General features: G+C 72.9%; 23 protein-coding genes. 7 read left to right on the top strand and 16 right to left on the bottom strand.

Features of this window, described 5'->3' with window-relative positions:
* Nucleotides 1-2: 2 nt before the first annotated feature.
* From ABT095_RS08240 to ABT095_RS08225, 4 genes are all read right to left on the bottom strand, one after another.
* Nucleotides 3-659: a 1-acyl-sn-glycerol-3-phosphate acyltransferase gene (locus tag ABT095_RS08240; RefSeq protein ID WP_350528492.1), complete on the bottom strand. Its 657-nt coding sequence runs from the start codon at nucleotides 657-659 to the stop codon at nucleotides 3-5.
* Nucleotides 660-724: 65 nt separating this feature from the next.
* Nucleotides 725-1,918, bottom strand: a complete 1,194-nt coding sequence (locus ABT095_RS08235; RefSeq protein ID WP_350528514.1) for a glycosyltransferase — start codon at nucleotides 1,916-1,918, stop codon at nucleotides 725-727.
* Between the two features lie 193 nt (nucleotides 1,919-2,111).
* The gene (locus ABT095_RS08230; RefSeq protein ID WP_350528491.1) at nucleotides 2,112-2,894 is read right to left on the bottom strand and encodes a maleylpyruvate isomerase N-terminal domain-containing protein; all 783 of its coding nucleotides are present in this window, start codon (nucleotides 2,892-2,894) and stop codon (nucleotides 2,112-2,114) included.
* Between the two features lie 55 nt (nucleotides 2,895-2,949).
* Complete coding sequence (locus ABT095_RS08225) at nucleotides 2,950-4,119, bottom strand: alpha/beta hydrolase (protein WP_350528490.1); 1,170 nt, start codon at nucleotides 4,117-4,119, stop codon at nucleotides 2,950-2,952.
* A 238-nt stretch (nucleotides 4,120-4,357) separates the two neighbouring features.
* On the opposite strand from ABT095_RS08225, the gene ABT095_RS08220 reads away from it, so the two are divergent.
* Entirely contained in the window at nucleotides 4,358-4,762 is a 405-nt protein-coding gene (locus ABT095_RS08220) for a hypothetical protein (RefSeq protein ID WP_350528489.1), read from the top strand.
* Here ABT095_RS08220 and ABT095_RS08215 read toward each other — a convergent pair whose 3' ends face one another.
* Together ABT095_RS08215 and ABT095_RS08210 are read right to left on the bottom strand one after the other, a co-directional pair.
* Complete coding sequence (locus ABT095_RS08215) at nucleotides 4,763-5,404, bottom strand: hypothetical protein (protein WP_350528488.1); 642 nt, start codon at nucleotides 5,402-5,404, stop codon at nucleotides 4,763-4,765.
* 54 nt (nucleotides 5,405-5,458) lie between these two features.
* Nucleotides 5,459-6,265: an SDR family NAD(P)-dependent oxidoreductase gene (locus ABT095_RS08210; RefSeq protein ID WP_350528487.1), complete on the bottom strand. Its 807-nt coding sequence runs from the start codon at nucleotides 6,263-6,265 to the stop codon at nucleotides 5,459-5,461.
* Nucleotides 6,266-6,382: 117 nt separating this feature from the next.
* Between ABT095_RS08210 and ABT095_RS08205 the strand changes: the two genes are divergently transcribed.
* A complete protein-coding gene (locus ABT095_RS08205) occupies nucleotides 6,383-6,994 on the top strand; it encodes a TetR family transcriptional regulator (RefSeq protein WP_350528486.1) in 612 nt (203 codons plus the stop codon).
* 6 nt (nucleotides 6,995-7,000) lie between these two features.
* Here the strand turns inward: ABT095_RS08205 and ABT095_RS08200 are convergent, their stop codons facing one another.
* The 4 genes from ABT095_RS08200 to aspT (ABT095_RS08185) form a co-directional block, all read right to left on the bottom strand.
* Nucleotides 7,001-7,870 (bottom strand): universal stress protein, encoded by an 870-nt coding sequence (locus tag ABT095_RS08200; protein ID WP_350528485.1) that lies wholly within the window; start codon nucleotides 7,868-7,870, stop codon nucleotides 7,001-7,003.
* Between the two features lie 95 nt (nucleotides 7,871-7,965).
* Entirely contained in the window at nucleotides 7,966-9,615 is a 1,650-nt protein-coding gene (locus ABT095_RS08195) for a bifunctional aspartate transaminase/aspartate 4-decarboxylase (RefSeq protein WP_350528484.1), read from the bottom strand.
* 46 nt (nucleotides 9,616-9,661) lie between these two features.
* Nucleotides 9,662-11,359, bottom strand: coding sequence for an aspartate-alanine antiporter (aspT, locus tag ABT095_RS08190; protein WP_350528483.1), 1,698 nt, complete (start codon nucleotides 11,357-11,359; stop codon nucleotides 9,662-9,664).
* Nucleotides 11,360-11,389: 30 nt separating this feature from the next.
* Entirely contained in the window at nucleotides 11,390-13,066 is a 1,677-nt protein-coding gene (aspT, locus tag ABT095_RS08185) for an aspartate-alanine antiporter (RefSeq protein ID WP_350528482.1), read from the bottom strand.
* 224 nt (nucleotides 13,067-13,290) lie between these two features.
* Between aspT (ABT095_RS08185) and ABT095_RS08180 the strand changes: the two genes are divergently transcribed.
* Both ABT095_RS08180 and ABT095_RS08175 read left to right on the top strand, forming a co-directional pair.
* The gene (locus ABT095_RS08180; protein WP_350528481.1) at nucleotides 13,291-15,096 is read left to right on the top strand and encodes an acyl-CoA dehydrogenase family protein; all 1,806 of its coding nucleotides are present in this window, start codon (nucleotides 13,291-13,293) and stop codon (nucleotides 15,094-15,096) included.
* Nucleotides 15,093-16,085 (top strand): aldo/keto reductase, encoded by a 993-nt coding sequence (locus ABT095_RS08175; RefSeq protein ID WP_350528480.1) that lies wholly within the window; start codon nucleotides 15,093-15,095, stop codon nucleotides 16,083-16,085. Before ABT095_RS08180 ends, ABT095_RS08175 begins: the two co-directional genes overlap by 4 nt.
* Nucleotides 16,086-16,131: 46 nt before the next feature.
* Here the strand turns inward: ABT095_RS08175 and ABT095_RS08170 are convergent, their stop codons facing one another.
* From ABT095_RS08170 to ABT095_RS08150, 5 genes are all read right to left on the bottom strand, one after another.
* Nucleotides 16,132-16,728 (bottom strand): winged helix-turn-helix domain-containing protein, encoded by a 597-nt coding sequence (locus tag ABT095_RS08170; RefSeq protein ID WP_350528479.1) that lies wholly within the window; start codon nucleotides 16,726-16,728, stop codon nucleotides 16,132-16,134.
* 286 nt (nucleotides 16,729-17,014) lie between these two features.
* Entirely contained in the window at nucleotides 17,015-17,620 is a 606-nt protein-coding gene (locus ABT095_RS08165; protein ID WP_350528478.1) for a GTP-binding protein, read from the bottom strand.
* Nucleotides 17,601-18,080 (bottom strand): DUF742 domain-containing protein, encoded by a 480-nt coding sequence (locus ABT095_RS08160; RefSeq protein ID WP_350528477.1) that lies wholly within the window; start codon nucleotides 18,078-18,080, stop codon nucleotides 17,601-17,603. Before ABT095_RS08160 ends, ABT095_RS08165 begins: the two co-directional genes overlap by 20 nt.
* Before the next feature lie 9 nt (nucleotides 18,081-18,089).
* Complete coding sequence (locus tag ABT095_RS08155) at nucleotides 18,090-18,509, bottom strand: roadblock/LC7 domain-containing protein (protein ID WP_350528476.1); 420 nt, start codon at nucleotides 18,507-18,509, stop codon at nucleotides 18,090-18,092.
* Nucleotides 18,506-21,103, bottom strand: a complete 2,598-nt coding sequence (locus ABT095_RS08150; protein WP_350528475.1) for a sensor histidine kinase — start codon at nucleotides 21,101-21,103, stop codon at nucleotides 18,506-18,508. Before ABT095_RS08150 ends, ABT095_RS08155 begins: the two co-directional genes overlap by 4 nt.
* 375 nt (nucleotides 21,104-21,478) lie before the next feature.
* On the opposite strand from ABT095_RS08150, the gene ABT095_RS08145 reads away from it, so the two are divergent.
* From ABT095_RS08145 to ABT095_RS08135, 3 genes are all read left to right on the top strand, one after another.
* Complete coding sequence (locus ABT095_RS08145) at nucleotides 21,479-23,293, top strand: AMP-dependent synthetase/ligase (RefSeq protein ID WP_350528474.1); 1,815 nt, start codon at nucleotides 21,479-21,481, stop codon at nucleotides 23,291-23,293.
* Between the two features lie 134 nt (nucleotides 23,294-23,427).
* A complete protein-coding gene (locus ABT095_RS08140) occupies nucleotides 23,428-24,543 on the top strand; it encodes a polysaccharide deacetylase family protein (RefSeq protein ID WP_350528473.1) in 1,116 nt (371 codons plus the stop codon).
* Between the two features lie 45 nt (nucleotides 24,544-24,588).
* The gene (locus tag ABT095_RS08135; protein WP_350528472.1) at nucleotides 24,589-25,845 is read left to right on the top strand and encodes a chitinase; all 1,257 of its coding nucleotides are present in this window, start codon (nucleotides 24,589-24,591) and stop codon (nucleotides 25,843-25,845) included.
* A gap of 94 nt (nucleotides 25,846-25,939) precedes the next feature.
* Here the strand turns inward: ABT095_RS08135 and ABT095_RS08130 are convergent, their stop codons facing one another.
* On the bottom strand, nucleotides 25,940-26,740 hold the full coding sequence (locus ABT095_RS08130; protein WP_350528471.1) for an SGNH/GDSL hydrolase family protein: 801 nt from the start codon (nucleotides 26,738-26,740) through the stop codon (nucleotides 25,940-25,942).
* Between the last annotated feature and the right edge of the window lie 141 nt (nucleotides 26,741-26,881).

Raw genomic sequence — 26,881 nt, 5'->3', positions numbered from 1 at the left:
GATCATACTGACGCCGGTCGGCCTGCTCGCACCTCGGCCTCGTGCCAGGCGGTGGTGACGGCCCGGTGGGCGGCTGCCGTGGCCTCGGCGATGTCCGGCGGGAGGTGGAGGGGGGTGCCGAGGTGGACGTGGAGGGTGGGGCGGCGCAGGGGGGCGGTGGCGAGGCCGGCGAGTTGTTTGGTGGTGCTGCCGGAGCTGAGGCGGCGGGCGCCGCACTGGCCGAGCGGGACGACCGGGGCGCCGGCGGCGGCCGCGAGGCGGGCCGGGCCGGTGCGGAAGGGGGTGGGGGCGGTGTCACCGGAGTCCCGCCGTCGGGGCAGGCGGCCCTCGCCGTAGATCAGCACGACCCGGCCGTCCGCGAGGGCCGCCGCCGCGAGGTCGAGCGCCTCGGCCGCCCGGGCCGTCCCCCGGTGGACGGGGATGTGCCCGCCGCGCCGAAGTGCCGCGCCGAGCACGGGGATCCGCCACAGCCCGGCGGTGGCCAGCACCACCGGCTCGGTGCCGAGCCGCCGCAGTGCGGCCAGCACCACGCCCGGGTCGGCGAGCGAGCTGTGGTTGGCCAGCACGATGCTGCCGGGGGCGACCGGGCCCGGCGTCTCGGTGGTGACGGACAGGCGGCCGAGGGCGGGCACCAGCGCGCTGGCGATCCGGCTGAGCATGGACGGGACCCTTTCGTGAGCGGTGGCCCCATCCTCCCCTCTACGCACCGCCAGCCGACTGAGTATCAGTACTCAGAACTCAGCAGCAGTTTCGCCGCCACCTCGGCGCCGTCACCCCGGACCGTCCCGGCGACGGCCCGGGCCCGGTCGAGCACCTCCGGCGCGAGGGCCTCGGTGAGCGCGGTGGGGAGCAGGTCGAGGCCGGAGGCGACCGCCCCGATGCCGAGTTCGGTGATCCGGCTGCCCCAGTAGGGCTGGTCGGCGATGTGCGGGACGATCACCTGGGGTGTCCCGGCCCGGGCGGCGGTGGTCGTGGTGCCGGCCCCGCCGTGGTGCACGACGGCGGCCACCCGTGGGAACAGCGCCTGCTGGTTGACCTCGCCGACGACCAGGCAGTCCGCCGCCTCGGCGGTCAGGCCGGCCCAGCCGCGGGCCAGCACCACCCGGCGCCCGTGCGCCCGGGCCGCGCCGATGGCCGCCTCGGCGATGCCCGCCGGGGTGTGCGCGGCCATGCTGCCGAAGCCGACGTAGACCGGCGGCTCGCCCGCGTCGAGGAAGGCGGCCAGCTCGGCGGGGAGCGGACGGTGGTCGGGCAGCACCCAGGCGCCGGTCTGCACCGGCTCGAGCTCGGTCATGCCCTCGCTGGGGCAGAGCACCGGATCGGCCGCCAGCCAGGGGCGCCGGGTGAGCACGTGGTCGCGCACGTTCACCACCGGCGCCAGGCCGAGCGCCGCCCGGTGGGCATTGAGGGCCGGGCCGTACAGGCCGTCGACCCGCTGGGCGTCCTGCTCCCACAGCACCCGCAGGTCGGTCTCCTCCGCCGGGGAGGGGGTGCCCGGGCGGGCGCCGGGGCGGAAGTGCCGCGAGGGCAGTCCGAACACGTGGAAGCAGGCCGGCACGTAGCGCAGGCCCAGGTGTTCGGCCACGTCCCGGGCGCCGGCCGGCATCAGGCCGGTGGCAAGCAGCACGTCGGCCCCCTCGGCCTCCCGGCCGAGCACCTCGAACCGGGCGGCGACCAGTTCGGGCGCGAGTTTGAACGCGGCCTTCGCGTCCGGCGGCTTCGGGCCCGCCACGATCGAGCGCACCGACGGGCCGAACGGCACCAGCGGCACCCCGGCCCGCTCGAGCAGCGCGGCGAACTCCTCGTCCGGCGGGGCGCACACCACCGCCTGCGCGCCCTCGCCGCGCAGCGCGACCGCCAGCGCGGCCAGCGGCTCGACGTCCCCGCGCGAACCCCACGTCGTCAGCACCACACGCATCTTCATCGCTCCCGTTTTCGCAGGTCAACGGCCTCGGAGCGACGATTGTGCGCCTCCCGGGGGGCCTTGCCGCAAGCCCCCCGGCGCGCGGTACCTTGGAAGGGGAGGGGGAGTGCCGAGCCGTCGGTGTCAGCGGCACGGGTTTACAGGGTCAGGGGTGTACATGCTCAGAGGTGTACGGGGTGACGTGCCGTCACGCCCAGTCCTCCGGCTCCCAGGCGAGGAGCAGGTCGAGCAGCTCCCGGTCCCCCTCGGTCCGCAGGTCGTCCACCGAGATGCGGTTGTACAGCCAGAGGACCAGCTCACTGGCCGTGCCGTGGACGGAGAACCCTGCCGCGTCCGGGTCCTCGCCGGGAGCGGGCAGCCGGGTGGTCCGTGCACCGTCGCCGTCGACCGTGAGGCGCCAGGAGCGGCCCTCGGTGGCGTGGAGGTCGAAGGCGGTGGGCTTGTGCGGCCAGGCGCTCGTCGAGTAGCTGGCGATGAACAGGTTCTCCTCGACGCCGTCGAGCCCCACCTCGAGCGGCAGGACGGCCGACTCGCCCACGGTGAGCTGGGCGTCGTAGGTGTGCACCGCGATCTCCTGGACCTGGTGCCGGGCGACGCCACCGGCGGTGTGCGGCGTCTGCGTGTTGCCCCAGGCGGTGAAGCAGCCCTGGTCCGGACCGGCCTCCCGCAGGGCCGCCAGCAGGAGCTCGGTCGAGCCGGCCAGCCAGGCCAGCGCGGCCTCGCGCTCCCGCGGTGCGACCACGTCGCCCTGGGCCGGGGTCCTGGCCGTAGCGTCCGGCCCGGCGGCGACGGTGGCGGCCCAGCGGCGACGCCCCTCGCCGATGTGCTGCACCAGGTCGTACAGCGTCCACCCGGGGCAGGTCGGCACCGGCAGGTCGAGGCTGGGCGCGGCGGCGACCGCGGCGCGGAAGGCGGTCGAACGGTCGTCGATCAGCCGCAGCAGGTCGGAGAACTCCAGAGTCTTGTGCACGGCGGCAGTTCTACCACCCCGGTCCGTTCACCCGACAGCGGTTTTTCCCGGGCGGTCAGGCCCCGGCGGGCGGCACGGACAGGTGCTGGGAGAGCCACTCCAGCGAGGGCGGCAGCAGCCGGGTCCAGGTCTGGAAGTTGTGCCCGCCGGTGGGCAGTTCGGCGGTCGAGACGGCCATCGGGGCCGGGATCGCGGCCTCGAAGCGGTCGGTGTCCTTCTTGTAGTTGCCGTCGCCCTCGTCGGTGCCGGAGAGCATGACCGAGATCTTCGGGACCGGCAGGTTCTTCAGCCGCCACATCAGATCGGCCTCGTCGCGCCGCTGCTGGCTGCCCTTGAACAGGTCACCGGTGGTGGCGTCCTCGGCGGCCTTGTAGTAACCGGAGATGGAGACGGCGCTCGGGAAGACGTCGGGGTGGCGCATGGCCAGCTTGAGCGCGCAGTACCCGCCGGTGGAGTTGCCCAGCACGCCCCAGGCGTGCGCGTCGGCCGAGACCCGGTAGGAGGCCTCGATCACCTTCGGCACGTCCTTGCTGAAGTACGAGTCGGACTGCGCTCCCCCGGGGATGTCCTCGCACTCGGTGTCGGCGGGCATCGCCGGGGAGGGGCGCATCAGCACCAGGACGGTCGGCTGCATCTTGCCGGCCTGCATCAACTGCAGAGCGGCGCCGGGGTAGTTGAGCCGGGTGATCAGGTTCTTTGCGTCCCCGGGGAAGCCGGTCATCACGATCGCGGCGGGGAACTTGCCGCCCGCGTGCTCGGGCTGGAAGTACTGCGGCGGGAGGTAGACGTACCCGTCGGTGCTCAGGCCGGTGCTCGGGCCGGGGATCCGCACGACCCGGATCTCGCCCGCCACCTTGGGGTCGCGGCCGAGCGCGCCGCCGCCCTGGACGGGCTCCTTGCCGAGCTCCTGCACGGCCGCGGTCTTCTGCTCGGCCCCGGCCGCCGCCGGGTGGCCGCCGAGCGCCTTGCTCTGGACGGTGACCGAGCCCTGGTCGCCGGTGCCCAGCAGGTCGTCCCAACTGCTGTAGAAGGTGAAGTAGTTGTTCGCCACCAGGGCCAGCGCGCAGATGACGGCCAGCTGGGTGCCGACCAGTGCGCCGATCCGGCCGAGCACCGCCCGCCAGCTCCGCCCGGCCAGCCGCGGCCAGAACCACACCGTCGCCGCCATCACCAGGGCGGCGCAGAGCACCGCCAAGGCCAGTACCTTGTGGCTGGTCAGGCCCATGCCCCGTAGCTCCCGTACGTTCCGCCGGGCCCCCGGCCCGTCCACCGACCAGCGGGACACCCCGCGTCGTTCATCGGTAGGTACGCCTGACACGGGCGTTCCGGTTGCATCCGGCCGCCGCCCGGTACCCAGCTCGCACTCAGCCGCTCCCACCGCGGCCTAAGTATGCACCCGGCGGGTGAACGGCCCGTACCGCCGATTCGGCCGACGAAGGTTCGATCTCGTACAGTCCGATGCCATGGACACCTCCGCCGACCTCTTCGACGAGCTTTTCACCCAGGTCCGCACGGCCGCCGGGCGATTCGGACACCGGGAGCACCTGGAGCTGGCCTGGCTCGCGGTCCGCCGGGTGGGCCTGCGGGAGGCCGTCGCCCTGGTGGCGGAAGGCATCCGCCGCACCGCCACGGCGGCCGGGGCCCCGGAGAAGTTCCACGCGACGATGACGCGGGCCTGGGTCGAGCTGGTCGCCCGCCACGCCGACGCCCCCGACTTCGACACCGTGCTGGCCGCCCACCCCGAGCTGCTCGACCAGCAGCTGCTCCACCGCCACTACACCCCCGAGACCCTCGCCTCCCCCGGCGCCCGCGCCTACTGGGTCGAGCCCGACCTCGCCCCGCTCCCGGGCCGCACGCCCAGGGTCTAGCTAGGTGGCCGCCACGCCGATCAGGACGGCCGCCAGGGAGAGGCCAGCCACGGCCGCGGCCCAGCCGGCCGCCTTGCGGAGCCGGGCGCGGCGGCGGAGGCACCAGCCGAACAAGGCGGGCCGGCGGTGGCGTACGGCCGCCAGCACGACGGCGGCGCCGAGCAGGTACAGGGCGGCCATGAAGTAGAGCAGGAGCACGGCCTCCAGGACGGCGTGGGTGCCGGTGCGGACGCAGATGTCGCCCTCCGGCGGGCAGTCCACCGCGAGGGTTCGGCCGTGCACGTCACCCTCCTCGCCAAGGATCCACACCACGCCCCGGAAGGCACCGGGGGCCGCCTCGCGCGGGGCGACCGGGCCCGAGCAGCTGTAGCTGACCGAGCCCTTGGCGCTCCGGTGCCTGGTGCAGTCCTGGACGTGCAGTTCGCCCTTGGCGCCGGTCCAGCCGGCGGTGGCCGCGAGGTGGTCGAGGTTCTGCGGGGTCCACTTGACCGCCCCGGTCAGCACGAGACCGCCGAAGGCCAGCGCCACCAGCAACGGCAGCAGCCCCAGCCGCCTGGGCGGCCGGGGCCCCTGGTGCCGTTTCGGTGTGGCCGCGTACTTGGTCCGGTCCCGGCCGGGCGTTCCGGTCTTCCTCTTCGGCATCGCCGCTCCCCCCGTGAGAATCGGCGCACATCGTAGCCAGCGGGGCCGGGCCGGTCAGGCGTGGGTGCCGCCGTCGATACGGATCTCGGTGCCGGTGACGAAGGCGCCGTCGTCGGAGGCCAGCATGGCGACCACCCCGGCCACCGCCTCGGGGCCCGCGAAGCCGTAGGCGCTGTCGGCCGGCCTGAGGGCCGGGCTGAGCTTGGCGAACAGGGCCATGTCGGCGTCCTCGGGGATGCCCGGGCCGCGGTTCTGGCCGCTGGCGCCGGAGGCGTCGGTCATGCCGCTGCTGATCGAGCCGGGCGCCACCGAGACGGCCCGCAGGCCCTGCGTCGCGTACTCCAGGGCGATCGCGTGGGTGAAGGACTGGATACCGCCCTTGCTCGCCGCGTAGGCCGCCATGTACGGGTGCGCGAAGGTCGCCGAGGTGGAGCTGAAGTTGACCACCACGCCGCGGCCGGAGGCGAGCAGCGCGGGCAGCGCCTCGCGGGTGACCAGGAAGGTGCCGGTGAGGTTGACCGCGAGGACGCGGTTCCAGAACTCCAGCGTGGTCTGCCCGGTGTGCGAGGAGCGCAGGATGCCGGCCGCGTTTACCACGGCGTCCAGCCCGCCGAGCCCGGCCACCGCCTGGGCGACCCCGGCCACCACGGCGGACTCGTCGGCGATGTCCAGGACGGCGGTGGTCAGGCGCTCGGCGGTGCCGTCCGCGAGGGCCAGCTCGCGGGTGGCGGCCAGGCCGGGCTCGGCCACGTCCGCTCCGACGACCCGGCCGCCCTCGGCGAGGATCCGGCGCGCGGTGGCCTGGCCGATGCCGGAGCCCGCGCCGGTGATCAGTACGCGGCGGCCCTCGAAGCGGTTCATGGTGCTCTCCCAGCTGGATCGTGCGGCGCCGATCGGCGCCCCTCCTGCACGGTACGCCCAGATGGCACGTTGTGCCACTTCTGCATCCGGCGACGGCCGGACGGCTAGACTGGGGCGGTGCCAGAGACCACTCCGCGCCCCTCCCTGACCGAGCGCCGCAAGGCCGCGACCCAGCAGGAGATCGCGCTCGCCGCCGCGATGCTCTTCGCCGAGCACGGGCCGGAGGCGACCACCGCCGAGGACATCGCCCGCGCGGCCGGGCTCTCGCTGCGCACCTTCTACCGGTACTTCCGGACCAAGGAGGACGCCGTCGCACCGCTGCTGTCGGCGGGCGTGCGGTACTGGATCGACGAACTCGCGGCCACCCCGGCCGAGTTGCCCCTCACCGAGGCGCTGGAGCAGTCGGCCCGCCGCGCCCTCGCCCCGGGCCCGGGCCGCCCGGCACAGGCGCTCGACTGGATCCGCGGCCTGCTGCGCGTGATGGCCGACGCGCCCGACCTGCTCGCCGTCTGGCACCGCGTGCACCACGCCTCCGAGCTGGCGCTGACCCCGGTGATCGCCCCCCGCACCGACGCCGACCCGCTGGAGACCCGCCTGGCGGCCGCCGCCGCCAACACCGCGATGCGCGTCGCCCTCGAGACCTGGGCCGCCTCCGACGCCCCCGCCACCGAGGCGGCCGGCCTTGCGGCCCGCTGCCTGCGCGAACTGACCGCGGGGCTGAAGGTCTGACGGACCTTAGAGGGGTACGACCACCACCGGGCAGTGCGCGTGGTGCAGCACCGCGTGCACCGCGCCGCCCAGGCGCAGGCCGAAGTGCGGGGCCGGGGCGTGCCGGGCGATGACGAGCAGGGCGGCCGTGGCGGACTCCTCGACCAGGACGGCCGGGGCGGCGCCGGTGAGCTGGTCGGCGGTCAGTTCGACGTCGGGGTAGTCGGGGTGGACGGCCTCGACGGTGCGGCGCAGCACCTGCTCGTGCAGGGCGGTCTCCTCGCCGAGCTCGTCGAGCATCGGGGCCATCCGGCCGAGGTCGGCGACCACGGTGGACCAGGTGTGCAGGGCGCGGACCGGCAGCTTGAGCAGCTCGGCCTCCTTCAGGGCGAACCGCAGGGCCACTTCGTCCCGCTCGTCCCGGATCGCCACCAGCAGATGGTCGGCGAGGCGCTCGGGCGGCACCTCCCGCACCACCACGGTCGGGCAGGCGGCGTGCGCGCTGACCCGCAGGCTGACCGAGCCGAGCAGCAGCGAGGCGAAGCCGCCGTGGCCCCGGGTGCCGACCACGGCCAGCTCGGCGTGCTCGGCGGCGGTGAGCACGGCCGGCGCGGCGTCGCGCGGCACCACGTCGCCGGTGATCCGCAGGCTGGGGTGGGCGGAGGTGAGCAGGTCGAGCTGCTCGTCCAGCACGGCCTGGGCGTTCTTCAGCACCAGGTCGGTGACCGCCGCCCCGGCCCGGGGCGAGAGGGTGACGGTGCCGGTGTTGACGGCGTGCACCAGGTGCAACGGGCAGCCGCGCCGCTCCGCCTCCCGGGCGGCCCACTCGGCGGCCTGGGCCGCCGGGGCCGAGCCGTCGACGCCGACCACCACGCCTGCGGGGGATCTACCGTTCATGACCGCTCCTGGGGTGCGTCTCCTCTCCAAGGATGCGCCCGGAAGCGGTCGCGCGGGCCCCGGAGCACTCCCGGAACCCGCGCGGTCACAGCCGGTCAGACCTTGGCGGCCTCCCACTCCTGCCGGTAGTCGTCGAAGATCTCCTTCAGGTGGTGGCCGATCTTCAGGTAGTCGAGGTCGTCCAGGTTGGCCAGCGAGACCCGGACCGACCACTCCGGCCCGTCGAAGCCGCCGCCGTTCAGCAGCACCACCCCGGTGTGCTCGGCGAGGCGGAACAGCGGCTCGGTCGGCTCGTACGTCTTCACCAGGTACTCGGCGAACTCCGGCCCGGCCACCCGCTCGGCCTCGGCCTGCAGGTCGAGCTCGATGTAGTACCCGGCGCGCTTGTCGTCCTCGGAGATCTTCATGCCGGAGCCCTCCAGGAGCAGCGAGAGCCGCTGGTGGACGATCTCCTGCACCTTGGCCTTGTAGGCCTTGCCCTCGGGCAGCATGGCGAAGAGCGAGAAGAGGTCCATCTGGACCTGCTGGGGCAGCGAGAGCCCGGCGGTGTGGTTGAGCGCGACCTGGCGGGAGTCGGCCACCAGGCGGTCGATGAAGCGCAGCTTCTCGGGCTCCAGCGTGATCGAGCCGTAGCGGCGGGCCAGCCGCAGCTTCTCCTCGGCGGGCAGCTCGGCCAGCATGTCGTCGAAGACGTTGTCCTGGTGCAGGCCGATCACGCCGAGGCGGTGGCCGGTGCAGCCGTAGTGCTTGGAGTAGGAGTAGACGAGCAGGGTGTTGCGCGGCAGGTCGGCGGCGATGGTGCGGAAGCCGTTGACGAAGGTGCCGTAGACGTCGTCGGTGACGATCATCAGGTTGGGGTTCGAGGTGGCGACGATCTCCTTGATCTGGTCCGCCACCCGCTGGGAGAGCTCGAGCGAGGGCGGGTTGGAGGGGTTGACCAGGCAGACCAGCTTCACCGCCGGGTCGGCCAGCTTGGCCACCTCCTCCGTCGGGTAGCGCCAGCCGCGAACGCCGGTCTCGGCGAAGCTGGACGCCTCGACCTTGACCACGTCGAACCCGAAGGTGTCCAGCTCGGCGATCTCGATGTACGGGGTGAAGACCGGCACCATCAGGGCGATCTTGTCCCCCTGGTGCAGGATGCCGTTCTTCATCAGGGTGTCGAAGATGTAGCACATCGCCGCCGTGCCGCCCTCGGTGGCGAACAGGTCGAGCCGGTCGGCCGGCGGCCTGCCGTCCATCAGCTCCTCCTGCAGGTAGCCGCGCACCACCTGCTCGCCGCAGCGCAGCATCCGGTCCGGCACCGGGTAGTTGTCGCCGATCGCCGAGTCCGCCAGCTCGTGGATCCAGGCGTCCCGGTCCAGGCCGAAGCGCTCGACGCCGAGGGCGATGCAGGCGGTGAGCAGCTCGACGCCGGGCAGTTCGGGGTGGCTTCGGGCGAACCGGTCGTACCGCTCGGCGATGCCCTGCTGCTCGGGCATGCCGCCCAGGTTGTCGGCCGTCCAGACCCGGCGGCTCTCCTGCAGGGCGAAGTGGCCGAGCGCGAGGTAGGCCTCGCGCGGGCCGGTGGCGATCCAGTTCGGGTTGCCGCGGCCGGCGTTGAGCAGGTTCCGGCTGGACTTCTCCTTCTGGCCCGGCCGGTCGGCCTGGTACTCCTCCGCGAGCTTGATGAACTCGCCCTTGAGCTCGAAGGGGCTCAAGCGCGACATCCGGCGGATGTCGTCACGGCTGATCGAGGGCTTGCTCATGAGACGTCGACTCTCCTAGGAACAGCGGGACTTGACCGAGCAGGACTTAACCGAGCAGGGCGACGATGACCGCGCCCCAGATGGTCAGCAGGACGTTGCCCGCCGCGTACGGGATGGTGTAACCGAGCGTCGGGATCTGGCTCTTGGCCTCTTCGTTGATCGCGCCGATCGCGGCCGTGGTGGTCTGGGCCCCGGCGACCACGCCCATCAGGATCGGGGTGCGGATCCTGAACACGTAGTGGCCGACCAGCAGGCCGGCGATCAGCGGGAGCACGGTGGCCACTGCGCCCCAGATCAGCAGGCCCCAACCCGCCTGGGAGAGACCGCTGGTGAAGCCGGGCCCGGCGTTGACGCCGACGATCGCGACGAAGGCGCACAGCCCGAAGGTGTCCATGAACCACTGGGCGCCGGGCGGCACGTTGCCGTAGGTCGGGTACTTGCCGCGGATCCAGCCGAAGACCAGGCCCATGATCAGCGCGCCGCCGGAGGTGGAGAGGCTGATCGGCACCCCGCCCGCGGTGAGCGCCGGGATGCCGATGCAGCCACCGAGGAAGATGCCCAGGCCCACCCAGACCATGTCGGTGGCGAAGCTGGTCGGCACGGTCTTGCCGAGCGCCTTGGTCGCCGGGTCGACCAGGCGCTTGGGGCCGGTCAGCACCAGGGTGTCGCCGCGCTCCAGCGGGGTGGAGAGCCGGTAGGGGAACTCGGCGCCCGAGCGGTACATCTTGTCGACGAACACGCCCACCATGAACGGCTCCCGGCGCACCTCGGCGATGGTCTTCCCCAGGTGCGCCTGCTCCGAACAGACCACGTGCAGGTGCTCGGTCTGGTAGCCGAGCAGCCCGGCGTCGTCCGTCTCGGGGCCGATGTGGGCGACGGGGTCGAAGTCCACCAGGTCGTGCCGCAGGGCGCTGACGGCCAGCACGTCGCCGCGCTCGATCACGGTCTGCTGGGAGTGCTCCAGGATCGCCCCCGCCCGGCGGACCCGGGTGACGTAGATCCGGCGGCCGAGCTCCTTCTGCTGCGCCTCTACGTCGTCGATGGTGCGCCCGACGAAGCCGTTGACGGCGCTGAAGGCGCGCAGCACCACCTCGTAGTAGCCCTCGGAGAGGTCGGGGTTGTCCTCCGGGGCGTCCAGCTCGATGGCCAGCTGGCGGCTGTCGGCCGCGAGGTCGCTCTTCAGCAGCTTGGGGGCAATGTTGGCCAGCAGGATGGCGCACAGGATGGTGCCGAGCGGGTAGGTGACGGCGTAGCCGATCGGCACCAGGTTCTGCTCGGCGGTGATCTGGTCCGCGCTCAGGCCCTGGATGTTGGCGATGGCGTCCTGGGCTACGCCGATCACGGCGGACTGGGTGAGCGCGCCGCCGAGCAGGCCGGCGCCCAGGCCCGGGCCGTAGCCGAGCATCTTGTCGAAGCCGTAGCAGACGCCGAGGCCGGTCAGGCAGACCACCACGGCCACCCCGACCTGCGGCAGGCCGTCCTTCCTGAGGCCGCGGAAGAACTGCGGGCCGACCTTGTAGCCCAGGGCGAACAGGAACATGATGAAGAAGACCGACTTCACCGTGCCGTTGATGGTCACGTCCGTGACCCAGCCGGTGAACAGCCCGGCGATCAGACAGCCCGTCACGGCGCCCAGCCCGATGGCCTTGTAGCGGACCTTCCCGACCAGGAAGCCGATCGAGATGGTCAGGAAGATCAGGAGTTCCGGGTAGGGCTTGAAGACGTGGGCGGTGATCCAGTCCATGCAGGTCCTTGCGGGGGGCGGTGAGGGTGGTCAGGACAGGCCGAGGATGCCGACCAGGATCGGGCCGGTCAGCGGGAGCAGGAAGTTGGAGAGGGTGTAGGTGATCGTGTAGCCGAGCATCGGGACGCTGGACTGTGCGACGTTGCTCACGGCGGTGATCGCCGGGGTCGAGCACTGCTGCCCGGCGACGGCGCCGATCAGGATCGGCGGCTCGATCTTCAGCAGCTTGCGCCCGACGAAGAGCGAGAGCAGCGCGGGCACCACGACCATCAGGATGCCCGCCGACGGGAGCAGCACCGGGTACTGCCTGAGCAGCGGCCCGGCGTCGGGGCCGGCGGCCAGGCCGGTCACGGCGATGAACATCGACAGGCCGATGTCCTTGGCGGTCTGCGCGGCGACCGGCGGGTAGGCCCCGAAGGTGGGGTGCTGGGCCCGCAGCCAGCCGAAGACCAGGCCGGCGATCAGGCAGCCGCCGCCGGTGCCGAGCGAGAGGTTGGCACTGCCCGCGTGGACGCTGACCATGCCGAGCAGCACGCCGACGCAGATGCCCAGGCTCAGGTAGATGTAGTCGGCGGTGTCCTGCCGGACGCCGGCGCCGATCTTGGCGGTGAACTTGTCCACCTTGGAGCGGGCGCCGACCACCGTGAGCGTGTCGCCCCGGCGCAGCTCGGTCTCGCCGACGGCGGGCAGGTGGTGGTCGACGCGCTGGATGTCGGTGAGGTAGACACCCCCGGTGTACTCGCCGTCGGCGGCGCGCAGTTCGTTCAACGAGCGGCCGGACAGCTCCTTGCTGGTGACCACGACCTGCTGGACCGCGAGTGGGCTGTCGAGGCCCGGCACGCCCGAGGTCTCGGGCCCGAGCTCGTGCCCGGCGTCCATCACGGCCTCGCGGCCGCCGACCACCAGCACCCGGTCGCCGCGCCGCAGCACCAGGTCCGGGGCGGCGGTGAGCACCTGGCCGTCCCGTTTGACCCCCTCGATGGAGATCAGCTGACGGGCGGTGGACTGGAAGGTGGCGATGGTGGCGCCCTCGCCCTGGGAGACCAGGTAGGTACGGCCGACCAGCGCGGGCAGCGCGGCCTGCTCGTCCTCACCCAGGCTGGTGTCACCGCCGCGCATCTTCTCCCACAGCTCGCGGCAGGCCTCGGGCAGCTTGATCCGGAGCATCATCGGGAAGAGCTGGCTGGTCAGCATGACGATGGTGATCAGGCCGAACAGGTAGCAGACCGAGTAGGCCGTCGCCACGTGCGCCTGCAGCTGGTTGGACTGGTCGGGGGTGATCCCGGACAGCTTGCCGATCGCCTCCTGCGCGGTGCCGACCACGGCGGACTCGGTGGCCGCCCCGGCCAGGATGCCGGAGGCGGTGCCCACGTCCAGGTCGAAGCCCTTGGCGAAGCCGAGCGCCAGCAGGATGACGACCCCCGCCTCGAGCACCGACAGCACGCCGAACCGCAGGCCCTTGGCGTTGAGGTTGGCGAAGAACTGCGGCCCGGCGATGTAGCCGAGCGAGAAGATGAACAGGGCGAAGGCCACGTTCTTCACGTCGCTGTTGACGGAGACGTGCTGAGCGCCGATCAGCATCGAGACGATCAGGGTGCCGCAGATCCCGCCGAGCTGGATCGGGCCGACCCGCAGCTTGCCGACCAGGTAGCCGATGCCCAGACAGGCGAACAGCGCGAGTACGGCGTTCTCCCGCAGCAGGCTCAACCTTCACACCGCCCGGCGGAGGGCGCATCGGGCGCTGGAGGGGGCGCGGGGCGCAGAGGTCTGATCATGCAGCCGATTACATCGCACTTGTGACGCTATGTCCCTTTTTTCCACCCCTTGGCGTGGCACGCCGTGGCACGCCGTGGCACGCCCAGCGGGCCATGGCCGAAAAGGTGTCCGAAACAGACCGTTTCCCCCTGGCACCGGGTGCCGTTGTCGCAATCATGATCACTGAGCTGACGGTCTCCGACCTGACCCGCGCCCTCTACCGCGACGACCTCCACCACCATGAACGATGGCGCAAGCTCATCAGCACGCCCCCGTTCCGACAGCGCACCGGCCTGAGCCGTACCGAGCGCCTCGACCTCTCCTACGAACGCCTCCGCCTGCTCGCCGAGGCGGTCGAGGACGGCGAGCAGCTGGCCGCCGACCCGGCGGGCCTGGCCGCACTGCACGAGTGGACCGGCCTGGTGGACAGCGGGCTGACCACGCTGGCCGGCATCCACTACAACCTCTTCCTCGGCAGCCTGGTCGACCACGACGGCGGCCGGGACCTCACCGAGTACACCTCGTTACGGCGCACCGGCACCTTCCTGTGCACCGAGCTGGCCCACGGCAACGACGCCGCCGCCCTGCAGACCACCGCCACCTACCGGCCCGAGAGCGGCACCTTCCTGCCGCACACGCCCGGCCCGGGCGCCCAGAAGTTCATGCCCAACACCAGCCTCAGCGGCGGCCCGAAGAGCGCCGTCGTCGCCGCCCGGCTGCTGGCGGGCGGCACCGACCACGGGGTCTTCCTCTTCCTCGTCCCGCTCTCCGACGGCGGGGCCAACCGGCCCGGGGTGCGGGTGCGGCCACTGCCCGAGCGGGCCGGCAGCCCGGTGGACCACTGCCTGACCTCCTTCGACCGGGTCGAGCTGCCCGCCGCCGCCCTGCTCACCGGCGAGCACGGCCGACTGGCCCTCGACGGCACACTGAGCAGTTCTCTCGGGAACAAGCGGAAACGATTCCTCGCCGCGATCGGCCGCGTCACCACCGGCAAGCTCTGCATGAGCGCCGCCGCCCTGGCCACGGCCCGCAAGGGGCTCGCCGTCGCCGTCCGCTACGGCCACCACCGCCGGCTCACCACCCCCCAGGGGGACCTCCCGGTCTTCGCCCACCGCAGCCACCACGCCCCGCTGGTCGGCGCACTGGCCACCACGTACGCGATGACGCTGCTGCACCGCGAGGCCGTCCGGCGCTGGGCCTCCCGCACTGACACCGAGGCAGCCGAGCGGCTGGTGGCGGTGGTCAAGGGCTGGACCACCTGGGAGGCCCGGGCGATCGCCACCGAGTGCCGGGAGCGCTGCGGGGCCCAGGGGCTGCTGGCGGTGAACGGGATCGCCGAGCTCGCCACCGATCTGGAGGGCACCATCACGGCCGAGGGCGACAACCTGGTGATCTGGGCCAAGGCCGGGGCCGAGCTGCTCTTCCAGCACACTCCCCCGCCGCCACCCGCGACCGCCGGGCGTGAACTCACCGACCCGGCCACCCTGCTCGACCTGCTGGCGGCCGTCGAGCACCGCTGGCTCACCCGCGCCAGGGAACAGCTGCGCCGCGGCCCCTCGGGGGATCCCGTCGCCCGCTGGAACAACGCCGTCACCCCCGCGCTGCGCCTGGTCGAGGCGCACGCCCAACTGCTCGCCGCCCGCGAGCTGGCCCGTGCCGCGGAGCTGAGCGACTCCCCCGGCGCGGCGGCCGTGCTGCTCGACCTGCTGCGGCTGTTCGCCCTGCAGCGGATCGCCCCGCACTCCGGCGAGCTGCTCACCCACGGGCACCTGACGGCCGGGCAGGTGCTCGCCCTCCCCGAGCTTGCCGACCGCCTGATCGGCGAGCTGGCCCCGCAGGCCCTCGCGCTGGTCGAGGCCTTCGACCTGCCGGGCGAGCTGCTGGCCGACTTCCCGATCGCGAACGCCGACTACGCCACCGCCTACGACGACCCGCGCGGGCACTGGCACCGCCAACCCGACCTGGCAGGATGCGGGGTATGACGTACCTCGCTGCCGACGACCGCTACTCCGCCATGACCTACCGCCGGGCCGGGCGAAGCGGCGTGCAACTGCCCGCCGTCTCGCTCGGCCTCTGGCACAACTTCGGTGACACCCAGCCGCTGGAGGTGCAGCGCGCCGTGCTGCGCCGGGCCTTCGACCGGGGTGTGACCCACTTCGACCTCGCCAACAACTACGGCCCGCCGTACGGCAGCGCCGAGCGCAACTTCGGCACGCTCTTCGCGCAGGACTTCCGCCCGTACCGGGACGAGCTGTTCATCGCCTCCAAGGCCGGCTACGACATGTGGCCCGGCCCGTACGGGGACGGCGGCTCGCGCAAGTACCTGCTGGCCAGCCTGGACCAGTCGCTGGGCCGGATGGGCCTGGAGTACGTGGACGTCTTCTACTCCCACCGGTACGACCCGGCGACCCCGCTGGAGGAGACCATGGGCGCCCTGGACCAGGCCGTCCGCTCCGGCCGGGCGCTCTACGCCGGGATCTCCAACTACCCGGCCGCGCAGCACCGGGAGGCGGCGGCGATCCTGCGCGAGCTGGGCACGCCGGTGCTGATGAACCAGGCCCGCTACTCGATCCTGGACCGGGGCGTGGAGCGCGAGGGCGTACTGGAGGCCGTCCGCGAGACCCAGACCTCGCTGATCGCCTACTCCCCGCTCGCCCAGGGCCTTCTGACGGACCGTTACCTCTCCGGCGAGGTGCCGGCCGGCTCGCGGATGTCGGTGGGGCACTTCCTGAAGGAGGAGGCGCTCACCGAGGCCAAGCTCGGGCAGCTGCGGGCGCTGGCGAAGGTGGCCGAGGGGCGCGGGCAGACGCTGGCCCAGCTGGCGCTCTCCTGGGTGCTGCGCGACGAGCGGGTGGTCTCGGTGATCATCGGGGCCAGCAGCGTGGCCCAACTCGACCAGAACCTCGCGGCGTTGGCCGCCGGGCCGCTTAACCACGAGGAGCTGGCCGAGATCGACCGGCTGAGCGGCTGAACCACCGTCCGAGGGGCCCCTCGCCGGGCCCCTCGGACGCTCGGGCTCACTGCACGGGCGTGTACTTGTAGCCGACCCGGCGGACGGTGACGATGGTGTCCCGGTGGCCGGGGCCGAGCTTGCGGCGCAGCCGGGCCACGTGCACGTCCACCGTCCGGCCGTCGCCGACGTGGCCGTAGCCCCAGACGGCGGAGACCAGCTGATCCCGGGTGTGCACCCGCTGCGGGTGCTCGGTGAGGTGCGCCAGCAGCTCGAACTCCAGGTAGGTGAGGTCGAGTTGCCTGCCGTCCACGGTGGCGTGCCGGCGCTCGGTGTCGACGTTGATGCCGTGCGCCTTGGACCTCGGGGCGGCGGCCGGCACCGGATTCGGCGCCTGGGCGGGCTCGGTGGGGACCAGCACCAGGTAGCCCGTCAGCGGACCCTCCCCGTACTGGGCACTGTACTGGGCCAACAGGCCCTGCGGGATGGCGGACTGGGGCAGCGCGGCGACGACGCTGGCACCGGCCGGCAGGCTCTCCACCAGCGCCGCCGGGGCGGGCTGGGGCGGGGCGCTGTGGCGCACGGGCGGGACGGACCGGACGGCGCGCAGGTGCGGGTAGCCGGTCGTGGTGGGCAGGGGAAGGGTGGCCGTAGCAGTGGACATGAGCAGCTCTTTCGCGCGTGACGGGTGGTGGGCGTCGTCTGCGCGTCGGACCAGGCCGGTTGCCGGGGGCTGATGTGAGGTCAGCGGGCGGCGGGCCGGGACGCGCGAGGCGAACCCGGACACATCCGGTCGAAGAGATGCGGCTGTCGGGACGGCCAGAACGGCTCGAGGTCGAAACGACCCCGGGCGCTGTCCACGACATGATTCATGACGCCATTCAACCAGAAGAACCCGCCGCCGTGTGACGTCAGGTCGCACGGCTTCCGGAAACAGTGCTGCGCGGGTGTTACGGGCGTACGGCGGCAGGTGTCCGCGGGCCGAGCCCGGCGGCGTGCTCGACCAACCGGATCAGCAGCGCCTTGCCGTCCTCGCGGCGGCGGGCGTCGCAGAGCAGCACCGGCACCAGCGGGTCCAGGTCCAGCGCCGCGCGGACGTCGTCCGGGGCGTAGACCTCGGTGCCCTCGAAGCAGTTGACGGCGACCAGGAAGGGGATGCCGCGCTGCTCGAAGAAGTCCACCGAGGGGAAGCAGTCGGCCAGCCGGCGGGTGTCGGCGAGCACCACGGCGCCGAGCGAGCCCTGGGCCAGCTCGTCCCAGAGGAACCAGAACCGGTCCTGCCCCGGGGTGCCGAACAGGTAGAGCGCGAGGTCGGGCCGCAGGTCGATCCGGCCGAAGTCCATCGCCACCGTGGTGGTGCGCTTGGCCTCCACCCCGGTGGTGTCGTCCACCGGGCGGCCCAGCTCGCTCAGCTGCTCCTCGGTGCGCAGCGGCCGGATCTCGCTGACCGCGCCGACCAGGGTGGTCTTGCCCGCGCCGAAGCCCCCGGCCACGAGGATCTTGAGGGCGCGGACGCGCCACGGGGAGGGGGATGCGTCAGAGAGCTCGGAGGCCATTGATCACGTCTCGCAGCAGGCGCTCGTCCGGGAGCCCGGAGAGCGGAACGGGTCGGGTGACGCTGATCAGCGCGGCCTCGTGCAAGTCCCCCAGCAGCACCCGCACCACGCTCACCGGCAGATCGGTGTACGAGCCGAGCTCGGCCACGCTGAGCGGCTCGCTGCGGCAGAGCGACAGGATGCTGTGGTGCTCGGGGTCGAGGTCCGGCACCGGGCCCCGCTCCGGGTCCGGCTCGGCGACGGTGATCAGCGAGATGAGGTCGAACAGGCCCTCGTCGGCGGGCCGGGTGCGGCCCCTGGTCATCGAGAACAGCCGCACCACCGGGCCCGCTTCGTCGTCGAACCAGACGGTTTCGACCGGCGGCTTGGGGGCGAAGTCATCGACCGGGGCCGGTGCTTCTGCCTCGGCGGGCGCGTCGTCCTCGAGTGGCCCGTCCGGTGCGGCGTCCTCGGTGCTCATCGGCTGCGATCATCTCCCCGGGGAGGCGGACTCGGCGCGCGGATCCGCGGCGAGGTGCTCGCCGACCCGCTTCACCAGCAGGGCCATCTCGTAGGCGATCTGGCCCACGTCCGACTCCGCGTCGCTCAGCACGGCGAGGCAACTGCCGTCCCCGGCCGCGGTGATGAACAGGAACGCCTCGTCCAGCTCGACCATGGTCTGGCGCACACCGCCGACCTGGAAGTGCCGGCCGGCGCCCTTGGCCAGGCTGTGGAAGCCGGCCGCCACGGCCGCCAGGTGCTCGGCGTCCTCGCGGGCCAGGCCGCTGGAGGTGCCGGTGGCCAGGCCGTCGCTGGAGAGGATCACCGCGTGTCTGAGGGCCGCGACCCGTCCTACCAGGTCGTCCAGCAGCCAGTTGAGCTCGCCGGACGGCTGTGCCGGAGCGGTCATTTTTCGGTTCCTTCCAGAGACGGTGCAGGTGGTGCGGGCAGCGCCTGCGGCTGGGGTGCCGGGGCGAGCGCGGGTGGTACGGGAGCTGACGGTAGCGCGGTGCGCACGGGCGCGGGGCGCGGCGGGTCCGGCTTGGCCGGCTCGGGCGCCGGCACCACGGTGAGCGAGGCGGGCTGCAGGCGGTCGCCCCGGCCGCGCTGGTAGCCGCGCTGGAAGGAGGCGAAGGTCGACCTGGCCTCCTCCGGCGAGCGCTCGCGCACCGGCTCGGGCTCCTGCTCGCCCCCCTCGCGCAGCTGCGGCGCCAGGCTCGCCTGCCGCACCCGCCGGGGCAGCAGGCCTCCGGCCGGCAGCGCCTCGGCGTCCGGCCCTGCGACCGGACGCGGCTTGTCGCCGTTGGGGGCGGCGTGGGCCGGGGTGGCGGCGCCCCCGAGCGGGGCCTCCGGTGCGGTGGCCGGGCGGCGGTGGCGGCCGGAGCCGGGGTCCAGGGCGGTGGTCGAGCGGCGCCGGGGCAGGCCGCCCGGGGTGCGGGCGGGCTCGGCGGCGGCCGGGCGGGGGCCGGTGACGGGCCGGGCGGCGGGCGAGGCGTGCGCGGGCTCGGCGGCGGCCTCGGCCGGGACGGCGACCAGTTCGCGCTGACCGCGGTGCGAGACCGGGCGGGCGGGCGGCGCGGCGGGTGCGGCCGGCGGCGCGGCCGGGCCGGCCGCCTCGGCGAGCAGCTCACGGGGGATCAGGACCACCGCCGCGGTGCCGCCGTACGGCGACTGCCGCAGGTGCACCCGGATGCCGTGCCGCCGGGCCAGCCGGCTCACCACGAACAGGCCGAGCCGGTCGGTGTCGGCGAGGTCGAACTCCTGCTCCTCGGCGAGGCGCTGGTTGATCCCCTCGAGTGCCTGCTCGCTCAGGCCCAGGCCCCGGTCGTCGATCTCCAGGCAGAACCCGTGCGCGACCACCTCGCCCTGCACGGTGACCTGGGTGTGCGGCGGCGAGTACACCGCCGCGTTCTCCACCAGCTCCGCGATCAGGTGCGTCACGTCCGCCACGGCGCTGCCCAGCAGGCCGGTGCCGGGGAACGGCCGGACGATCACCCGGGCGTAGTCCTCCACCTCGCCGACGGCGGCCCGCACCACGTCCACCATCCGCACCGGCTTGCGCCAGGCCCGGCCCGGCGAGCCGCCGGAGAGGATGATCAGACCCTCGGCGTGCCGCCGCATGCGGGTGGTCAGGTGGTCGAGCTTGAAGAGGTCCTCCAGCTCCGCCGGGTCCTCGGTGCGGCGCTCCATGGTGTCGAGCAGGGTCAGCTGACGGTGCAGCAGCACCTGGCTGCGCCGCGCGAGGTTGACGAAGACGGCCGAGACGCCGCGCCGCAGCTCGGCCTGCTCGACGGCGGCCTCGAAGGCGGTCCGCTGCACCTCGTTGAAGGCCTGGCCGACCTGCCCGATCTCGGCGGAGCCGAAATCCAGGGCGGGCGACTCCGCGGCCACGTCCACCGCCTCGCCCCGGCGCAGCCGGAGCATCACGGCGGGCAGCCGGGTGTGGGAGAGCTCGAGGGCGGCGTTGCGCAGCCCGATCAGCTCGCGGGCCAGGCCCCGGCCGATCCGGTAGGAGATGAGGATCGAGACCACCACCGCGACCAGGCCGACCAGGCCGGCGATGCCGCCGCGCACCAGCTGGTTGACGGCGTAGGCCTTGGCCCGGGCGCCGAGCGAGGAGGCCAGCCGGGTGTTGAGCGAGCCCAGGTCGTCCAGCGCCTTGGCCGCCGTGCTGTGGAAGTTGCCCACCGGGGTGCCCTGCATGGCGTGCGGCCGGTCGGGGTTGGTCTCGAAGTAGTCCTCCATGCTGCGCAGCGCGGTCCAGTTCTCGCCGGCCAGCAGGTCCTCGTAGTCGGTCTCGTCCTGCGGGTTCAGCTCGTGGACGTAGACGCCGAGCAGGGCCCGCTGGTTGTGCATCGCGTCCAGCGCACCCTGCACCATGTCCGCGCTCGGTCTGGCACTGGTCTGCAGGCCCTCCAGGGCCGCGTCCTCCTGGGCCAGGTACTCCCGGGCCCGGGCCAGCTCGGTGAGGATCATGCCCTGGCGGGGCAGCTGGCCGCTCTGGCGACTGACGAAGGAGGAGCGGAAGACGAAGACCGGGGTGATCTGGTCGGCGTACTGCTTGATGACGTACGACCAGCTGTTGGCCGCCCGGTCGACCTGACGGCGCAGCAGGGCGAGCTGGTCGCCGGTGGCTAGCACGGCCTGCAGGCGGGCGGTCTGCTCGCGGTTGAGGGCGTCCACGTTGTCGCCGGTGTCCTGCATGCGCAGCAGCTGCAAGTCCCGGTCGGTGACGGCCTGGGCCTGCCGGTAGGCCTCCTGCACCCCGGGGGCGCTGCCGTCGGCCAGCCGCAGCACGGCGGCCCGGCGCTCCTCCTGGATGTCCCGCGCGTACTGGTCGGCGGGCGGGCCGAACGCCCGGTAGACCTGGCTGATGTTCAGCTGCATCCAGGCGTCCCCGGTGGTCACCAGGGTGGCGTACGCCCACAGTCCGGTGAGCGCCACGATGGGCACCATGAGCAGCGCGATGATCTTCGCGCGGATCGAGCGGCGGCGCAGACGCATGGGGTCCTCGGTCGGGAAGGCCAGGCGCGGACGAGGGAGTGGGGCCCGGCGGCGCTGCCCGGCCGACGGATCCGGGCGAGCTTACTACTGTCTGACCACTCGTTCGAAGGGCCTTACGGGTAGCAATCGTGATCATCCGAATCATCCCTTTCTGCCCGTTCTCTTCCCCTGGCACGATCGCCACCGGCATGTGCCGATCCCGGCCGATGGGCCCGATAACCCTGTCCAGCACCCGGATGATCCGGTAGCTTCGGGCCGGATCCCGGGTGTGTGCGCGCCGAGGGGTCCCCCCGGCCGAAGGCTGGGGGAAGCCGGGCGGCCAAGGCCCGGTGGACCGGTCCGGCCGGTACGGACGGGCAGCGAGGGGGCGGGCAGGTGCGCGAAGCAGGGCGCCTCGCGGTGCCGGAGCCGGCCGTCGGCGGGCTGGCCGACTCGGTGTACGACACGGCCGAACGCAACCCCGCCCTGGTGCAGTTCTCCCTCCGGGACGGCGCCGGCTGGCAGTCCGTCACCGCCGCGCGCTTCCGCGACCAGGTGCTCGCGCTGGCCAAGGGCCTGCTGGTGCGCGGGGTCCGCTACGGCGACCGGGTCGCGCTGATGTCCACCACCCGGTACGAGTGGACCCTCTTCGACTACGCGCTCTGGTCGATCGGCGCCATCCCGGTGCCGGTCTACCCCACCTCCTCCGCCGAGCAGGTGCGCTGGATCCTCGCCGAGACCCAGGCGGTGGCCGTCGTGGTGGAGCACGAGGACCACGCGATGACGCTCGGCGCGATCTGCGACGCACTGCCCTCGCTCACCGGCATCTGGCAGCTCGACCGGGGCTGCGTGGCCGCCGTCTCGGAGGACGGCCAGGGGGTACCGGACAGCCTGGTGCACCGCCAGCGCCTGGGCGTGACGCCGGACTCGGTGGCCACCGTGATCTACACCTCCGGCACCGGCGGCCGCCCCAAGGGCTGCCTGCTCACCCACGCCAACTTCGCGGCCCAGTCCGACGCGCTGCTGGCCGGCTGGGGCGAGGTGGTCCGCGAGGGCGGCGGGCAGGCCGCCACCCTCGCCTTCCTGCCGTTCGCGCACGTCTTCGGCCGCATTCTGCAGGTCGCCGCCGTCCGGGGCGGCATCCGGCTCGGCCACCACGGCGAGGTCTCCGGCGACTCGCTGCTGCCCGCGATCACCTCCTTCCGCCCCACCTTCCTCCAGGTCGTGCCCTACGTCCTGGAGAAGGTGCACCAGCGGGCCCGGCAGGCCGCCGAGGAGGCCGGGCGCGGGGAGGTCTTCGCCCAGGCCGTCGCCGTCGCGGTGGAGTGGGCCACCGCCCGCGAGCAGCGCGCCCTTGGCCGCGGCGCGGGCCCGGGCGCGGCGCTGCGGCTGCGCCACGCGGCCTACGACAAGCTGGTCTACGCACGGCTGCGCGAGGTGCTCGGCGGGCGGGTGCGCAGCGTGCTGTGCGGCGGGGCGCCGCTGGGGCGGGAGCTCAGCCTCTTCTTCGCCGGGGCCGGGCTGGCCGTGCACGAGGGCTACGGGCTCACCGAGACCTGCGCGGCCGTCACCTGCAACCCGCCCGGCAAGGTCAAGCACGGCACCGTCGGCACCCCGCTGCCGGGCGTCTCGGTGGTGATCGCCGAGGACGGCGAGATCTGGGTGCGCGGCTCGACCGTCTTCTCCGGCTATCTGGGCCAGGCCCAGGACTCCACCGACTGGTACGACGGCTGGTTCGGCACCGGGGACTTGGGGGCGATCGACGAGGACGGCTACCTCACCGTGACCGGCCGCCGCAAGGAGCTGATCGTCACCAGCAGCGGCAAGAACCTCGCCCCGGCGGCCCTGGAGGAGCGGGTGCGGGCCCATCCGCTGATCTCCCAGTGCCTGGTGGTGGGCGACGGCCGCCCGTACGTCGGCGCGCTGATCACCCTCGACCAGGACGCGCTGGCACACTGGCTGAAGACCCACGGGCGCGAACAGCTCGAGCCCTGGCAGGTGTTGGCCGACGGCGAGCTGCACGCCGAGATCCAGCGCGCGGTGGCGGCCGCCAACACGGCCGTCTCGCGCGCCGAGTCGATCCGCGCGTTCCGGCTGCTGCCCAGGGAGTTCGGCCTCGACCAGGGCCTGCTGACCCCCTCGCTCAAGCTGCGCCGGGGCGCCATCCTGGAGTACTACGCGGACGATGTCGCCGAGCTGTACACACCCTGACGGACCTCCGCCAGGACTCTTGACGGGGAGCTTGGTCCAGTCCATTGTGTGGCTCGGCCTGTGTGCGGCATGCCGACTCGCCCCCCTCCCTCGGGGAGCACTCCACCTGTCCCCCACACAGGAGTTGTGTCTTCGTGCCCACGTCTTCGCGCCGCCGTGCCCTGGCCTGCGCGGCCACCGCCGCCCTGGCCCTCGGCCTCGCCGCCCCCACCGCGGCCCACGCCGACAGCGCCCCGGCCGTCAACCTGGCCACCAACCCCGGCTTCGAGATCCCCACCCTGCCGCTGGCGGCCTGGGGCTCGATCCCGGGCTGGAACTGCGCGCCGGGCGAGGGAGCGCTCAGCACCACGGCGCACAGCGGGAGTTCGGCTCTGGCGGTGACCCCGGCGAGCGCCGACTCGACCGGCGAGTGCTACCAGAGCGTCTCCGTCCGCCCGTCCACCACGTACACGCTCTCCGCCTGGGTGCGCGGCAGCTACGTCTTCCTCGGCGCCACCGGCACCGGCCACGACGTGCCCCCGGCCTGGACGGCGGGCACCGGCGACGGCTGGCAGCAGCTGACCACCACCTTCACCACCGGCGCGCAGAACACCAGTGTCCGCCTGGCGCTGCACGGCTGGTACGGCCAGGGCGCGTTCGGCGCCGACGACGTGCAGCTCAGCGGGCCCGCGGTCGACCCGGCCCGGGCCACCTGGAACGTGCCCACCGCGGACAAGGTGGTCTTCTTCACCACGGACGACGGCTGGCAGCCCACCCAGGCGGCCGAGCAGTTCATCGCCGAGCACCGACTGCCGCTCACCGCCTTCCCGTTGCCGATGCCCTCGGGCAACACCCCGGACTACTTCCGCCGGGTCACCTCGGTGCCGGGCTCCTCGATCCAGGACCACACCGTCTCGCACCGCGACCTCACCACGCTCTCCGCCGCCGAGCAGCAGGCCGAGATCTGCAGCGCCCGCGACGCCGAGCAGCAGATCTACGGCGTCACCCCGACCATGCTGCGCCCGCCGTACTTCACCTTCGACGCCGACACCCTGCAGGCCGCCGCCAACTGCGGGCTGCGCGTGGTGGTCACCGCCACCGCCGACTTCAGCTGGGGCCAGTCGGACATCTACCGGGGCGGCGCCCTCCAGCCCGGCGACATCGTGCTGACCCACTTCACCGACACCCTCACCACCGACCTCCAGCGGGCCTACGCCGCCGCCCAGGCCGCCGGCCTCCAGCCCGCCGGACTCGCCGACTACCTGAAGTAGCCGGCTCTCCCCCGTACCTCTCCCCCCACTGGAGGTGCCACACCCATGGAACGTACCCGGATCACCGGAGCGGACCGGCGGGCCCACGCCCGCGGCCGCCGCCCCCTGGCCGCCCTGATCGGCCTCGGCCTGCTCGCCGGCGGCGCCGGCGCCCTCGCCCTGACCACCAGCGCCGGCGCCACCACCGCCGCCCTGGGCAGCAACTGGTACGCCTCGGCGCCGTACCTGATGCCCGAGGACAACAACCCGCCGGACGCCGCCGCCGTGATGGACGCGACCGGCCAGAAGGCCTTCCAGCTCGCCTTCATCCTGGACGGCGGCGGCTGCAGCCCCGCCTGGGGCGGCACCTCCTCGATCAACTCCGACACCACCATGCCGGCCGTGATCAGCACCATCCGGGCCAAGGGCGGCGACGTCTCGGTCTCCTTCGGCGGCTACGGCGGCACCAAGCTCGGCCAGACCTGCGGCACCCCGGAGGCCACCGCCGCCGCGTACCAGAAGGCCGTCGACAAGTACCAGTTGAAGGCGGTCGACTTCGACCTGGAGGAGCCGGAGTACGAGAACACGGCGGCCATCCACAACGAGATCGGCGCGGCCAGGCTGCTGCAGCAGAACAACCCCGGCCTGTACGTCTCGATCACCACGGCCGGCACCAACGCGGGCACCGGCTGGTTCGGCACCCAGATGCTGAACGAGGCGAAGTCGCAGGGCTTCACCCCGGCCAACTACTCGATCATGCCTTTCGACGGCGGCTTCAACGGCGCGGCGGCGCAGACCGACGCGCTGGTGAAGTTCAACGCGATCCTGCAGTCCACCTTCGGGTGGACGGAGGCCAACGCGTACGCCCACGAGGGCATTTCGATGATGAACGGCCGCACCGACGCCGCCGAGTACTTCCGCCAGGCGGACTTCCAGACCGTGCTCGACTTCGCGACGGCGCACAAGCTGGCCCGCTACACCTACTGGTCCGTCAACCGGGACAGGCAGTGCGCGGGCACGGTGGACCCGGGGCTCTCCGGCTCCTGCTCCAGCGTGGTCCAGAACGACTGGGACTTCACCAAGTACACCGTCCGCTTCGCGGGCGCGACCCCGCCCACCACGCCGCCCTCCGGCTCCCCCTCGCCCTCGCAGTCCTCGCCGGGCACCTGCACCGCCCCGGCCTGGGACCCGGCCAAGGTCTACACGGCCGGCAACGTGGTCTCCTACGGCGGCCACAAGTGGCACGCCAAGTGGTGGACCCAGAACGAGAACCCGAGCGCCAGCGGCCAGTGGGGCGTCTGGGCGGACGACGGCCCCTGCTGACCGCCGCCACCCCGGACACGGGCCAGGGGCCGCGTGACCACCGTGCAGCTGGGTGCACGGCCCCTCACGCGGCCCCTGGCCTCCGCCTCGGTGCTCAGTGGCTGCTGAACGCCGGGTAGTAGCCGCCCGCCTGGCCCGAGGCCTTGGGGTGGTAGCTCTCGTCGATCGGCCAGGTGGTGCTGTTCAGCCAGGTGGTGCTGCTGCCGCAGATCTCGTGGCTGCTGAACAGGCTCCGCACGTCCGCCCAGGCGAAGTTCGCGCCGGCCGCGGCGACTCTCTGCGAGATCACCGAGTCGAGGGTGTCGGCCGCGCCGTTGATGGCGGTCCGCTTGGTGTCGCTGATCCCGAAGATGCAGCTGCCCGGGACCTGGTAGAGGTGCGGGTAGCCGAGCACCACCACATGGGCGTTGGGCGCCTTGCTGCGGATGGTCGAGTAGACCTGGTCGAGCTTGCCGGGCAGCGTGTTCTGGGCGTACGCCTTGGCGCTGTTCACCGCGCTGAGGCAGGCGCTGTCGGAGTCGAGCACGCAGGTCTGCATGGTGCTCGAGAAGCCCGCGTCGTTGCCGCCGATGGTGATGCTCACCAGGGTGGTCGACGAACTCAGCGCCGACACCTGGTTGTTGAGCACGTCGTCGGTGACGGCGCCGGAGCAGGCGACGTCGTTGAACGAAGCCGGGCTGTTGGCGTTCTTCCACAGGTACGGGTAGGCATTGGTGCTGATCTTGCAGCTCCCGCCGGCGCTGGTGTAGCTCCCGGCGCCGACGCCCGAGGAGTACGAGTCGCCGAGGGCGACGTAGTTCTGCCCGGCCGCCTGGGCGGAGGTGGCGGCGGCGACGGTGGACAGGGTGAGGGCGGCCGCCAGTCCGACGGCGGACACGGCACGAGCGAAGCGCATGGGGGCTCCTCCACTGTGGGGGCAGTGATGCGGGTCACAAAGTTGATACCAGGGAGTAGCTTCCGCGGATAGTGGTCATGCCAAAGTTCTTCGCGGAGGGGGGCATACTGCCGTTCTGCGGCCACGAGAGTGTCAACTATC

It is taken from the genome of Kitasatospora sp. NPDC002227 (genome assembly GCF_040296285.1).
In the GTDB taxonomy this organism is placed as follows: Bacteria; Actinomycetota; Actinomycetes; order Streptomycetales; family Streptomycetaceae; genus Kitasatospora.
This window is presented reverse-complemented; position numbering and strand designations above follow the sequence as displayed.